The following is a 13,826-nucleotide window of genomic DNA, read 5'->3' as shown; positions in this document are numbered from 1 at the left end:
ATTTTGAAAACACAGAATAGCTTCGCAAAAAGATTGCAACGTAAAGCCCGCCCGAACGCCCAAAATAATTAATTGTCTAACTGCTTTAATTCATTGTAATTTTGGTTTAAACGTTTTAGTAGCAAGCCGTAAATAAGTCTATAAAACAGCCAAATTACACCTACAAATAAAATTATTACAATCCCAATGCCGGCATATAAAGCAATCAGTTGCCAATTGTTTATGTGGGCCATTTTGTCGGTTAAATTTACGTCGTTATGAAGCACATAGTAAAACCCAATAGCTAGCGAAACGGCTGCCATAATTAGGTTATAAAGCACGTAATACTTTATGATTTTACGTGTTTTTAAAATGTTTTCCATAAGTTTTTTTGCCGAATCGGTAACCGAAATAGATTGGTAGGATTTGTATAGCAAATAAATGAAAACCAATATGATAGCATAGGTTAAAAAGGTTATTGCGGTAAGCAAAGTATCGTTTTGGTACAGTGCTTCTAGTTTTTGTTTATGCTCATCATTATAAAAAATAGGTATGGCATTAATTAATAGCCAAAAAACGAATTCGGCAATGCTTATGTAAAACAAGGTCTTAACAATAGAAGACGATTTTTTATGCAGCATGGGGTAAATATCGTTTACCGATAGCTTTTTATGGTCTTGTTGTGGTTTATTCCAACTTTTCTTTAATAGATCTAATTCATCCATAGTTTTACGGATTTAAAATAGCTTTTAGCTTGGTTTTTATTCGGTTCATTTTCACTCTGGCATTCACTTCGCTAATTCCTAAAGTTTGGCTTATTTCTTTGTAATCTTTGTCCTCTAAATACAAGAATACGAGCGCTTTTTCAATGTCGTTTAGTTTGTGTACGGCTTTGTATAGCGTTTTCAATTGTTGTTCTTCGGTATCATCATAATCTTCTGCTTTTATTTTAAATTCTACGCCTTCGTATGCTTGGGTAGAAATTTGTCTTTTCGATTTTCTATAAAGTGTAATTGCGGTATTTAACCCAACACGGTACATCCAGGTACTAAATTTTGCGTCGCCACGAAATTTAGGATAGGCCTTCCAGAGTTGTATGGTGATTTCTTGAAACAAATCATTATGTGCGTCGTAATTATTAGTATAAAGTCTGCAAACTTTATGCACTATATTTTGATGTTTTTCAAGTAATTCTACAAAACTATGTTCGAGTTCGGTTTTCAAATTGATGGTTTAGTTACTTATATGTAGTAGAAATTACAAATGTGTTACATTTTTTTTGAAAGATAATTTTTTAATTTGATTAGTTTAGTTTGTAAATATTATGTTTTTAGTTGTTTATGTGTTATTTAAGAAAGCCTTATTTTGCTAAGAACATGCCTAAAAATACTGCTAAAAAGCCAAGAGCAAAACTTGTAATGGTATAAATGGCAAAACTTGTGAAGTCGCCCGATTTTAAAAATACATGGTTTTCGTAAGCAAATGTTGAAAAGGTTGTAAAACCGCCGCAAAAACCTGTTGCTAAAAGTAGGGTTTGGTTTTGCGATAGGGAGTTGTTTTTTAATGCCAAACCTAAAATTAAACCTATTAATAAACTACCTATAATGTTGGCAACAAAAGTGCCATAAGGAATGCCGGTATTGGCATTGTTTAAATACTTGCCAATTAGGTAGCGTAATACACTACCAAAACCACCGCCAATAAAAACAAGTAAAAGTTGTTTCATTTTTTATTTACTTGTTAACTGTGTTATTTTATTGGAATATAAATTTCGGTAATCCAGTTAGCTGGATTAGGAAAATTTCCAGGATCGTTTGTGTAAATTTCGAAAGGAGGAATATTGGCTTGTTCTATGTTGTTTTTAGCTAAATATTGCATGGTTTGTTCCCAAGCTTTAGGTAAATTAGTATAGTTGCCTTTTAAAGTGGTTTTAACAACTTTTGTTTTAGGAATATAACCACACAGTATTTGTCCGTCGCCTGTTGGGGTAACTTTATTTAAAACAGGAATGGCGTTACTCATAATAATTGCGCCGTTATCTGGGTTCATGTCATTATAAATAGTAAAAGGCATACCAGAAGCTACTATACTGTTTTGAGCCATGTAACTCATTATCTCACCAAATTGTTTTCCTATTATTTTACTAATGTTTTCTTTTGTAGCCGAAGTGGTTTTATACATGTAAAATCCGCCACCGTATTCTGAAACACCATCAATTTTTACAGAGAATTGTTTCATTTCGGCAGTAACAATACTATCTAATTTAAATAAACCACGATCGAAATCTGGACTTGTGTTTTCTTCAATAGTTCCTGCAAATGTAACGTACATTTTGGTCATAAAATCTTGCTTTCCACTCATGGCCCAGGTTACTTTTGTGCCTTCGTTTGTGGTATCGAAGGTCCAATTAATATCAGATTCTGACTCGAATGGTTTAATAAAAAATATTTTTTGAGTGATAGATTTGTTTTGTTCTACGTTTACGGTTTTCATACCACCTTCGCCTAAAATTTTGCCATTCCAAGAATAACTAGCGTTAACCCCAACGGTTGTGTCGCCATAGGTTAAGTTGGCTTCAGGTTCGTGTTCAATCCAAGGCGAAAAACTAGGCCAACTTTTATAATCGTTTATTTTATTAAAAACTAGGGAGGTAGGTGCATTAATAACGCGGCTTCTAGAGAAGCTAAAGCTGTTGGGTTGTACAGCAATATAAATGGCAAAACCAATTATTACTATTAAAAGTAAGAATAATACGTATTTTAATGCTTTCATTAATATAGGATTGAGAATTAAACATATCAAATATAATCAAATAATAAATATTTAATTAATTAACCTATGTTATTCAAAAATGTAAGCAGAAATAAAGAATAAAATTAAGGTTCGGTGCGTTTGTTAACGCTAAAAAATAAGAGTAATAAATTTACTACAATGAGTGCGCTAATGAGTAATAAAATTTTCATAATTTTTGGATTGGTTATTACTTAGATACAGAAATATTAAAATGGTTGCGTGTAAAATTTCATTTTCTTTTTAGCTTCAATGTTATTTTTCAAATTTTAAAAGAAAACCCTCGGTTTTTGGAGGGTTTTCGTCTTCAATAAAATAAAAAATGTGACTAACTTCTTTTAAAATTATTGATATAAAGGAATTTTTAATCCTAAATAGATATCGGTTGTTTTTGTAGATTCTGAAATTAAATTAGAAATAATGGATCCAGAACCAACCATTAGAGGGCCTAAACGCAAGCCTGCACCCCATGCATATTCACCGTGTTGTCTCATACTAATTGGCGAGGATACACTAAACCATTTAGTTTCTAATCTAGGAGATATAGTTGCTGAGTTAATAATTGAGTTGGCGTACATACTATTTTCTTTTACCAACGACATATTTCCTTGTAAACTAACAAATAGCTTTCCTGTTAAATGATAATCGATTAAAAGGTGAAAGGCGGTTGGTAATTTTACTTTTTGATTTACTATAGATTCTGTTCCTGTATAATTTTCTTCAAGAAACTCTTCGATATCTTCTTCTTCATCTAACGACGAAGCATCAACTGTAGCGTTCATGTTGTAAGTTGTTAGCGTAGCGTCTTTATAATTTACAGAACCAATATCGGTTATTGAAGCTCCAATTTTGAACTTGTATTTGTTGTGTTTTCTTGTAAGCGAATCGGTTGTGGTTGGTCTAAATTCGTAAGTAAAACCAATATCGGCACCAAAGCCTTGCGTTAGGTTTTCGAAGTTAATATCGTCGTTATCAAAATCTTCCGAAGCTCCATAAATTAATTGCCCCGAAGTAGTTAATATTTGGTTCGTAGCATCGTAATCTCCAGTTAAATTCGGACTGTTAATAAACATACTTCCAGCACCTTGAAGATATTTTAAAGTAGCACCTGCTTTTAAAAAGTGTTTTTCGGTACTAACAATTTGGCGTCCATAAACTAAGCCAACCTCGGCCCAAGCATGAATTGTTCCTGTTAAATTATCTTGGTTGAAATTGAAGTCTTCATCTGAATCGAAGTCTTCAGAAAAACTCTCAAAAAGTTCACCGTTTATTTTATTAATATTCATTAAAGTTCGCACTCTTGTAATAAATCCAACGCTGCTTTTAGGTGATAAATTAAACATAAACGAAGGGCCTAAAATATCGGCATTAACAAAGAAATGGTTGGCATCGGTAGGGAATTTTTCGGCATCGCTTTCAAAATCAAATCCTTCATCGGAATTTATAATATCGGTAACGCTAATTCCAAAATAATCACTACCACCAAAGGCACTAACCGAAACTAAATTTATATCGGCTTTAAAACGAGAGTCGAATACATTGGAAGGGTTATAGATTAGTGAATGTACGCCAGCATAATTATCAACGGTATTGCCAACATAACTTTGTGCGTTAAGTTTTAGGCAGTAAACCGTAATTATTAGGCATAGTAATTTACATGAATGTTTCATTTGTTAAAATTGATTATGGTTAAAATAGTTTGATTTTTAATTGATTAATTCTGACAGTATATTGCAGTCTTGCGAAAAATAACTAGAATGCCAAGTAACTGTGGTTATGTTTTTAGAATTAACTTTTGAAATCCGTTTACCTATGAAGGTAGATTGGAGATTGACTTTTTTTAATGCGGAATTTTGACTGTAACTGCTTAGCGTCACTGGTGCGCATAGCAAAATTGCCTGAAAAAGTATTGTGAAATTTTTCATGGTTTAAGAATGATTGATTAATAGCTATTCAAATTTAACAGTTTAAGTCCAAAAAAAAATACTCAAGAATGCGTATTTTTGATACGTTTATCGAAAAAATCATCGATAAACAGTATTGTAATATTCTATTGCTTAATTATACGAGTAGTAGTATTTTTATTTCCAGATAAAACGTTTAGCATATACATACCTGCGCTAAAGTTGCTAATATCTATTAGGTTTATAGTACTGTTTAGTTTTAAACGTAATAGTTCTTTTCCCGAAATATCTGTTAATCGTGCTTCTCCAGATTGCGAGTTATTTAGTTTTATGTGTAACCAGTTTGCAGTTGGGTTAGGGTAAATACTAAACGGGTTTTCTGTGTTTTCTTCAACAGATAATGTGCCAACATTTAGTGTAATGGTTTGGCGTTCTATAACCATATTAGGTAAGTCGGTATTTGTTATTTCGCAATGGTAAATGCCACTATCGCTAGTTTGGGCGTTATTTATGGTGTATGAGCTTGCATTTGCTCCAGAAATGGCAACCCCATCCTGAAACCATTGGTAGTTATTATCGGCCAGTTGGTTTTTAGTCTGCATAGATTTTGATGTGGTACCTACATCGGTAAGTGTTAAAGTAATATCGTCGCCAATACTAGCTTCGGTTTCTAGTGGTATATCAACAGTAAACTGCGGATTAAAATTAAAATCTGGAATATTAGCTTGATAGGTTGCTATTTCATCGGCAACATCGGTAAACTCAAAATAATTATTGTTAATCCATAAGGTTTCTAACGGTAGTGCTGTTAAATCTGGAAAATCGCCGGAATATGCAGCAGTTTCGTTTGGCCACAAAGGACCAATGGAACTTTGCAAATACAAATGTTTTAACTTGCTTAAGTTTGCTAATGAAGCTGGTATGCTTCCCGATAATCCCGATTGGTCAAGTGATAGTATCTCTAAGTTATTTAAGTTTCCTATTTCGTTAGGAATACTTCCAGAAAAATTATTTGGCGCTAAAACTAAATAGTTGAGGTTAGATAGATTACCAATTTCTGGAGGTATTTGGCCGCCAATTTCGTTGTTATAGATATATAATCCTTTTAATTGGGATAAATTTTCAATTTCAGGAGGTACGCTACCAGTTAAATTATTATTGCTTAAAATTAAGTATGTTACTCTGTTAATTTCACTAGAAACACCGTGCCAACTATTTAAGGGTTTGGTGTTATCTAGCCAATTGGTGTTGTTGGTCCAATTATCGCCATTTGTGCTATTGTAAAATGCTACAAGAGCATTATAATCTGGACTACTAGTGGGTGCTTCAGAGAATTTAAAATAATTACTTCTAATCTCTAAACCGGGAACTAAACTACTTGTTGCTGTGTAATAGTAATACCATTTATAATCGTCTTGCGTATTAATAGTTACAGTTATATCTTGTGTAGATGATATAAAGCCACCTTCGCTACCATCGGCATTTATTCTATACCAATTGTATGTGTTTTGGTTACCGCTTACATTTGTAGTTAATTGTGCAGAATTACCAATATCTAATACAGATTCTTCATATTCTCCAACATTATTTTGAGGTGCGTATTCAAATACCTCTAAACTATTTTGATACGTATTAAATTCGTTTTCAAAATCCCCAAACTGAAAGTTGTTATAACTAATAGACAAGTTAGTTAATTCGGTTAAACCAGATAAATCTGGAATACTACCTTCTAAGTTGTTATAGGTTAAATATAACCACTCTAGATTAGTGCAATTTTGAATAGAGACAGGCACATTTCCTGTTAACCCTGTTGTGTTGAATAAAACTAAATATTTCAACTTGTTTAAGTTGCCTATATTCGTTGGGATTTCTCCAGATAAGTTTGCAGTTTGTATCCAAAATGTTTCTAATTCGGTTAATGCGGTTATTTCTTCCGGAAGACTACCCTGTACGTTGTTGCTTGTTAAATTAATACTTGTAACCCTTCCGTTAGTTTCTGTTATACCAAACCAAGTAGAAATAGGTTTGCTTGTATCTAACCAGTTGGTGTTATCAACCCAATAGTCTCCGTAAAGACTGTTGTATACTGCTACAAGTGCATTATAGTCTGGATGATTAGAGTAATCAGGAGTTTGATAATATATGTTGGTGTTACTTCCAATTAAAATTTTTCCGTTTGGAGATTGCTCAACATCTCCTAAAAGCGAATTATTTAATTGAGTATCAATTATCCAAGTTAGTCCATTATCTTCCGAGTAAGAATTAGAATAATAATTAGGGTTTCTTCCTAGACTATAATAACGGTTTAGTGCTGGAATATACCTTATTACATTATTCAAATTAGCTATATTTGCTGCAACGAAATTCCAATTTTCACCTCCATCAGCTGTTGTGTATAGATAGTTTTCAGTATTATCATTAAACACAAGTATGCCATTGAGGTCATCTTTGAAATCAAAATTTAAATTACTTTGTGAGGAAAACGGAGTTGTAATTTCAGTCCAACTAACGCCTTGATTAGCGGATTTCATTATTGTTCCTGCCCCTGTTAAAAAGTATACCGAATTACCTACAATTCTTAAATAATTACTTGAGTTTAACGACCAGGTACCTGTTGTTGTAATGTTAGATGATTGGTTGTACCACGTATCAATATAATAAACGTATAATTCTAATCCGTCGCCCATTGCAAATCCATGTGTTTCATCCCAAAAGTGAACTTGATTAGGGAAAGCATAAGCGCCGTTAAATATATTAGGTTCTCGAACCCAAGTATCTCCCGCATCTGTAGTTTTGTATAAACCTTTTAGGTTGGAGTCGTCAGAATAAGATACAATTACAAATGCAGTTGTAGCGTTCACAGCACTTAAAACACCTAAACTAAAGTTATTCGTTGTGAACAAAGACGGAAAATTTTTATGAACCCATGTTGTGCCCCCGTTGGTGGTAATAGAAAACCCTCCTGATAAGAATTGGTCTTTTATCCAAATTACATCATTGTTAACAGCTGATATTTCGTCAATTAAATTGGGTTGAGGGGTAGGGGAAGTTGTCCAATTTTGGGCATTTGATAAACTAAGTGTACATAAAAAAAGTAAGAGTAAAAAACGTTTCATAATGAGAGTTATTTGTAATGGTTAATTGATAGCTTCTCAAATTTATAAAACGAAGTAATGCAGGTAAATACCCAATTGTGGGTATTTTTATAATATCTTCTTCAAAACCTATATTTCTTATCTAAAGCATAGCGCAACAGTTCACCTTTACCATGCAACCCTAAAATGCGCGCCATGTTTTTTCGGTGGGTATCTACGGTATGAATACCAATAAAAAGAATATCGGCAATTTCGCGAGAGGTTTTACCTTGGGCAATAAGTTGTAATATTTCAATTTGTCGTTTGGTAAGTATACCTTTCTTTTTATTGATTGCTTCGGTGTTTAAAATGTTGGTGTTTATGTTGGCGTCGAAATAGTTTTCGCCTTTGTAAACCGTTAATATGGCTTTGTGGACTTCTTCTAAAGTAGAATTTTTTAAAATATAGCCATTGGCCCCAGCTTTAAGCATTTGTTGTACGGCATCGGTTTGGTCGAACATGGTAAAAGCCAAAACCTTAATTTTATTATCTATGTTTTTTATAAGTTTAGTGGCCGAAATTCCATCGAGTTTTGGCATGCGAATATCGGTAAGTACTACGTTTGGTTGTTTTAGTTTAACAATGTCAAGCAAAGCTTCGCCATCGTTGGCAGTTCCAACTATGCTAATATTGTCTTCGTACTCTAATAGTAACTTGATACCATCAATTAGCGACTGATGGTCTTCTGCAATTGCTAATCGTATCATACTGGAATATCAATTATTATGGTTGTGCCTTGATTTCGGTCGCTTTCTATGGTCATTTTACCATTAAGATGCTCTATGCGTTTATCTATGCTGCTTATTCCCATGCCGCTATTTGTTTTAGTAATTTGTTTGGGGTTAAAACCTTTACCATTATCTTCAACCATAATGTTAAGCATGTCGTCATGATTGGTTAAATGTATAGTGGCTTCTGTGGCTTGAGCATGCTTAATAATGTTGGTTACCAATTCTTGAATTATCCTAAAAATAGTGAGCTCCAAACTGTTTTCTAGTCGGTTTTCGAGACCGTGATCTACCACATCAATGGTAATTTTATTGGAAACCGAAACAGTACTTGCCATGTTTTGTACGGCTTTTAGCAAGCCTTGTTTAGCAATAACACCAGAGTTTTTAGCATGGGCAATACTGCGAATTTTTTGGTAAGCTTCATCTAAAAGTGTTGTGGTTTTATCGAACAGTTCTGGGGTTTGTTTGTTTTTTAATACATTAAAATGAAGCTTAACGGTGGCCATGAGCCCGCCTAAATCATCATGCAAATCGTTAGCAATGCGTTGGCGTTCTTTTTCTTGGCCTTCAATCATGGCATCAATACTTATAAGCTCTTGTTCTTTTAACACGGTGGCGAGTTTTTGGCTTTCAAGCGCTTTTTCTTTTTCTGCTAAGCGTTGTTTTTTTCTGGTGTTTTTTTGTACTAAAAGGGCCGTGGTGCCTCCAAAAAGTATAATGGCAAGTGCTGCGATTGCTAGGTTTCGATTGCGTTTTCGTTTGCTTTCAATTTCTAAGTTATCGGCGCGAAGTTTTTCGTTGTCGTATTGTTCTTTAATTCTTGATATTTCAATGTTTTGTTTGGTGTCGTTAATGCTATCTTTTAAAGTATTTAATTTTTCCAGGTAAATAAATGCATTTTCAAAATCTTTATTTTTAGCATAGGCATCGGCGAGATTGTTGTAAAAAATAACTTTAGTTTTGGCTTTATAGTCTTTTATAGGTATCGAATCGGCTTTTAAATATAAATTTATGGCTTCATTTAAATTTCCTATTTTTTTTTGTTGTTGTCCACGGTTGTTATAATTATATGCGAGCGATTTATAATCTTTATATTTTAGGTAATAGGGTGTTGCTTTTTGAGAATAATAAACGGCAGAATCAACATTGTTTAAATTGGTGTTTTGAAAAGCCGTACCAATGTTATCGTATGCGTAAGCAATCTGTAAGGTGTCTTTGTTTTTTTTTGCAATATTAATAATGTTTTTAAAGTATTTAATTGCTTCAGTACCGTTATTGTTGTGAATAAATCTGGCACCAAGATTTCGGTATATTTTTATTAAACCTAAAGAATCTTTTTGTTGTTTAACTTTTTTGAATTCTTCATTAATTAATTCTTTTATTTTAAAATCTTTATCGTTTAAATTGTTTTGGTGACTTAAAATTGAAATGGCTTGATAATTACAGTCCGACACATCTTTATCTTTTCCAAGCGATAAAAATAGTTCTTTAGCTTTTAAGGAATAAGAATATGCTAAATGATGGTTATCTAACTTAAAATTATAGTCGGCAAAATAGAATAACCAAATCGCCTTGTCGTATGTTGTAATAGCTGCCGTATCGATTTGTTTAAGCTCTAGATATGCCTGATTATAACTTTTTTGGTTAAAAGCATTTAAAAACTGACTAAAATTTCGGTTTTGCCCAGAACAAATACCAGCAATAAGTAGGGTAATTGCTGGTAGGAATAAAGTTAGGTATTTTAAACGTTTTTTTAACATTTACGGATTTCCTAGAATTATATTACCTTTATTGGAATCTGGCTGAAATTCTACAAAATTAAGAGCATTTATCTTTGGTTGATATTTTAAAAGTTTTTTGCTTTTTTTGTTACAAATAAAGTACGTTTTCTCAGGTTTACTAGGATCGCTGTTGTAAACAAGGATATTTACTTGATAGATATGTTTGATATCTAAAGGAATGAGATTGAATCCTTCTTTTTTTGCATCTAAATATTTATAACTTAAATCACCATGTTTTTTAATTATTTCTGTTGTGTTTTCGACATGGATTTCAAAAATATTTTCCCTTTTACAAAATTTGCATTTGGATAAATGAAAAAAAACACTTTTGTTTATGTTTTTTAATTCAATTAAAATTTCATTTGGAATTTTTTGATTATCACATTTTTTTATTGTAGCGAATACATCAAAAAAAGCTGTACCTGATTTTGAAAATAATTCTATATTATTTTCTTGCGTAGTGTTTATTTCTACTATTTTTCGTCCCATAATTATAATTTTTAGTTAAACAAATTTTACAAATTCAATTGGAGGTAGGTTTTCATATCGCGATTCATTATTGAAAATAAATTTCATTTGATTTGCAATTGAATAATAGCCAACAGCGCCTCCCATCAATAACCCAATTGCCTTTCTATTGGAACACTTAACAACTAGACTTCCTGAGTCCCCTGGTGCGCTGATGTTTTCTAGTAAAAGCTGGTTTTTTAAAACTTTTACCTCATTTGAAGTATCACTAATTCTACTTTGGAAATAGGCGTTCAATGATCTTAGAATACCTGTTTTTTTTCCAGAAGTTGCACCAACTATATACACCTTTTCACCTTCTTTAATCATTTCATGAGTTTCTATATCAATTGGAACTCCTTCATTATCTATATAAGTCGTTGAAATATGATCATCGGTAGTTAGTTCAGCAAAGCAAACGTCAAGATCATCATCAAAATGCCCAAATTTCACAAGCGCTATTTGATCCTTTTCACATATACCATTTTCAGCATAGTTTTGATGTGGTTGATATATTTTTCTATCTAGAATAAAATTGTGACCAGATAAAACGTGATGATTTGAAATTATATATTTTTTGATTTCGTTATAAATCTTTGCTTGTACAATAGCGCCTAAAGTACCAGGAGCTAAATATTTGTTCCCAATATTGATTCCATGTTTTAATGGTCTTTCTTTTTTTTTATGTGATTGAAGCACTAGCTCAGGCACAAATTTAAATTTGGAGTATTTCGGTAATTTAGTTTTATAATTTAATTCGGTGTAGTTTAATTTTGTTTTGGAATATAATTGCATTGAATTACATTTCAAGTCTTTGCAAATTATGGGTATGTCGTTAGAACCTGGCTTTATTCCGATTTCAATATAGTAGAGGTTATTATCTAATTTTTTTGTGTCCTTTGGAATTGATGCAATATAAACGGAATTTGGATAATCATGAAGAATAGATTTATGTAATTTTTCTATTTCTTTATCTATAAATTCTTTTGATTCGTAATTTAAATTTTCCATTTTAAACCAAAGGATTAAACAAATAAACCAATACAAAAACCGCAATGGCTCCAGAAGCACTAATTCTTGGTTCTTTTTCTAGAAGAGACATAGAACTTGCAACTTTATTTCCATCGGAGTTTGTTGTTGTTAGTTCATTGCCTTGCGGGTCGTGATTTAACGAAATCATTCCTGGTATAGAGATACTAATAGAAGCAGCAGCTAAGGCCGTTAATACGCGGTAAAACCAGAAGTTTGGATCTTTAAAGTTGTTAAATTCTAGCTGTTTATTAATTATCATAATGACTATAAAAGTAACAACCCCAAAAATGAACATGGTTGCGGGTGAAACTAGGTTTTTCATCTCAATTAAAATTTTCGGTTAGTTAACATTTCAAATATCTTCAAAAGAAGCATGTAAAAACATACCCATTACAAGGTATATTCATACTATTAAGTTAGAAACCAAATCTTTGAAATGCGTAAAAAATAGATGAAATACAGAAAAAACCGAAGTAAGGTGTTTTTTGTAAATTAGATTGTAAAATAAAGGTTATAAGGAAGTTACAGTAAAAATTTAATCGCAGAGATTAAACCTATAAATGCAATAAAAGCCAAAAGCACCCAAAAGCTGCCTTTATAAAAACGTTTATGGATATTTATGTCCTTTCTGTATTGGTAGGCAACTATAACCGCAAAAACAACAAAAAATAAAACCCCAAAAACTATTTGACCTTTACTAAACATATAAGTATTTTTATGCAAATTTAAATAAAACAAGATGAGATTTCCGCTTTTGCGGAAATGAAAAATTAAAATTATTTATGAAAGATAAAATAGAAGCTGTAAAAGCATTTCATACCGCATTTAAAATAGGACATAGAGAAACGCCAAAAGCCAATTTAGGCGAAGCCAAAAACACGCTGCGTTTTAATTTAATGAAAGAGGAAAACGAAGAGTATCTTGAAGCGGCACAAAATAACGATTTAGTTGAGGTTGCCGATGCCTTGGGCGATATGTTGTACATTTTATGCGGTACTATAATTGAGCACGGTATGCAACACAAAATAGAAGAGGTGTTTGCCGAAATTCAAAATAGTAATATGAGTAAATTAGGCGAAAATGGCGAACCTATTTATCGCGAAGATGGTAAAGTACTTAAAGGTCCAAATTATTTTAAACCAGATATTGCTAAAATTTTAAAATAGCAAAGACTTACAAACGGCTGTTAAAATGCGTTTTTTTAGTTTTATATTTTTTGGTTAACTTAGATCGTTGAAAATTAAATGTTTGAAATAAACCAGCTAAACCAATTTATATATGAAATTTTTAAAATTAATTTTGGTGTTTTTTTATATTTCTGTACAATTTGGTTGTATAGATAATGATATAGAACCTTCTTTAGAGGAGGAATTGATTGATAGAGTTAATTATAAAGCTATTTATCAAGCTTATGATACGCCATCAATAGAAGATGATTGGTCTTTAGATTATGTTTTTGATGGAATAATAGGCAATCAAGGTTATTATTCTATCGTTGATATTTCTGAATATACTCCCATTCCCGAGTATAAAGATTGGGCTTATAATGGAGTAGATGTTGCCGTTACTATGTTTACTTTAGATTTAGGTAAAATATCGCAGCTCACAAGATTTAAATTTTGGCAAAGAGATCATTTTTTTTACCGCCACGGTAACACTAAAATGTTTGATTTATGGGGAGCAACAGAATTAAATGAAGATAGTAGTCTAACTTGGTGGACCTTATTACTAGAGAATGAGGAAGTGATTAAACCATCTGGAACTTTATTTTATAATGAAAATACAGCGGCAGATATTGAAGCAGCCGAGGCTGGACATGAGTTTTTAATATCTCAAAATATGCCAAAGGTTCGCTACATTAAATTTGTACAAAAATTAGCTTGGAATAATTCTACAGCACTTTTACATATGTCTGAAATAGAATTTTATAGATATAAAGAAGAGTAAAAAAAACCTTCTAAAAAAGTT

The 13,826-nt window shown here is 32.1% G+C and carries 13 protein-coding genes; 2 read left to right on the top strand and 11 right to left on the bottom strand.

Features of this window, described 5'->3' with window-relative positions; all coding sequences use genetic code 11:
- Positions 1-68 precede the first annotated feature (68 nt).
- The 11 genes from PW52_RS08310 to PW52_RS08260 all read right to left on the bottom strand — a co-directional run bounded on the left by PW52_RS08310 (position 69) and on the right by PW52_RS08260 (position 12,180).
- Positions 69-704, bottom strand: a complete 636-nt coding sequence (locus tag PW52_RS08310) for a hypothetical protein (protein ID WP_044632469.1) — start codon at positions 702-704, stop codon at positions 69-71.
- Positions 705-708: 4 nt separating this feature from the next.
- Positions 709-1,203, bottom strand: a complete 495-nt coding sequence (locus PW52_RS08305; protein WP_044632468.1) for an RNA polymerase sigma factor — start codon at positions 1,201-1,203, stop codon at positions 709-711.
- A 136-nt stretch (positions 1,204-1,339) separates the two neighbouring features.
- Positions 1,340-1,705 (bottom strand): fluoride efflux transporter CrcB, encoded by a 366-nt coding sequence (gene crcB, locus PW52_RS08300; protein ID WP_044632467.1) that lies wholly within the window; start codon positions 1,703-1,705, stop codon positions 1,340-1,342.
- 23 nt (positions 1,706-1,728) lie between these two features.
- Positions 1,729-2,751, bottom strand: coding sequence for an SRPBCC family protein (locus PW52_RS08295; RefSeq protein ID WP_044632466.1), 1,023 nt, complete (start codon positions 2,749-2,751; stop codon positions 1,729-1,731).
- A 362-nt stretch (positions 2,752-3,113) separates the two neighbouring features.
- Positions 3,114-4,439: a DUF5723 family protein gene (locus PW52_RS08290; RefSeq protein WP_044632465.1), complete on the bottom strand. Its 1,326-nt coding sequence runs from the start codon at positions 4,437-4,439 to the stop codon at positions 3,114-3,116.
- A gap of 380 nt (positions 4,440-4,819) precedes the next feature.
- The gene (locus tag PW52_RS17110) at positions 4,820-7,789 is read right to left on the bottom strand and encodes a leucine-rich repeat domain-containing protein (RefSeq protein WP_052823431.1); all 2,970 of its coding nucleotides are present in this window, start codon (positions 7,787-7,789) and stop codon (positions 4,820-4,822) included.
- A 101-nt stretch (positions 7,790-7,890) separates the two neighbouring features.
- Positions 7,891-8,514, bottom strand: a complete 624-nt coding sequence (locus PW52_RS08280; RefSeq protein ID WP_044632464.1) for a response regulator — start codon at positions 8,512-8,514, stop codon at positions 7,891-7,893.
- On the bottom strand, positions 8,511-10,298 hold the full coding sequence (locus tag PW52_RS17105; RefSeq protein WP_052823430.1) for a tetratricopeptide repeat-containing sensor histidine kinase: 1,788 nt from the start codon (positions 10,296-10,298) through the stop codon (positions 8,511-8,513). The genes PW52_RS08280 and PW52_RS17105 overlap by 4 nt, the downstream gene beginning before the upstream one ends.
- Positions 10,299-10,808, bottom strand: coding sequence for a bromodomain-containing protein (locus PW52_RS08270; RefSeq protein ID WP_044632463.1), 510 nt, complete (start codon positions 10,806-10,808; stop codon positions 10,299-10,301).
- Between the two features lie 15 nt (positions 10,809-10,823).
- Positions 10,824-11,837 (bottom strand): serine protease family protein, encoded by a 1,014-nt coding sequence (locus tag PW52_RS08265; protein WP_044632462.1) that lies wholly within the window; start codon positions 11,835-11,837, stop codon positions 10,824-10,826.
- A 1-nt stretch (position 11,838) separates the two neighbouring features.
- The gene (locus tag PW52_RS08260) at positions 11,839-12,180 is read right to left on the bottom strand and encodes a hypothetical protein (protein ID WP_044632461.1); all 342 of its coding nucleotides are present in this window, start codon (positions 12,178-12,180) and stop codon (positions 11,839-11,841) included.
- Between the two features lie 460 nt (positions 12,181-12,640).
- On the opposite strand from PW52_RS08260, the gene PW52_RS08250 reads away from it, so the two are divergent.
- Both PW52_RS08250 and PW52_RS08245 read left to right on the top strand, forming a co-directional pair.
- Entirely contained in the window at positions 12,641-13,024 is a 384-nt protein-coding gene (locus PW52_RS08250) for a pyrophosphohydrolase domain-containing protein (RefSeq protein WP_044632459.1), read from the top strand.
- 112 nt (positions 13,025-13,136) lie between these two features.
- A complete protein-coding gene (locus PW52_RS08245) occupies positions 13,137-13,805 on the top strand; it encodes a DUF5000 domain-containing lipoprotein (protein ID WP_044632458.1) in 669 nt (222 codons plus the stop codon).
- Positions 13,806-13,826: the final 21 nt, after the last annotated feature.

The sequence above is a fragment of the Neotamlana sedimentorum genome (genome assembly GCF_000943565.1).
Taxonomy (GTDB): domain Bacteria; phylum Bacteroidota; class Bacteroidia; order Flavobacteriales; family Flavobacteriaceae; genus Neotamlana; species Neotamlana sedimentorum.
The sequence above is the reverse complement of the archived record's forward strand: the minus strand, read 5'-3'. Positions and strand labels throughout refer to the sequence as shown.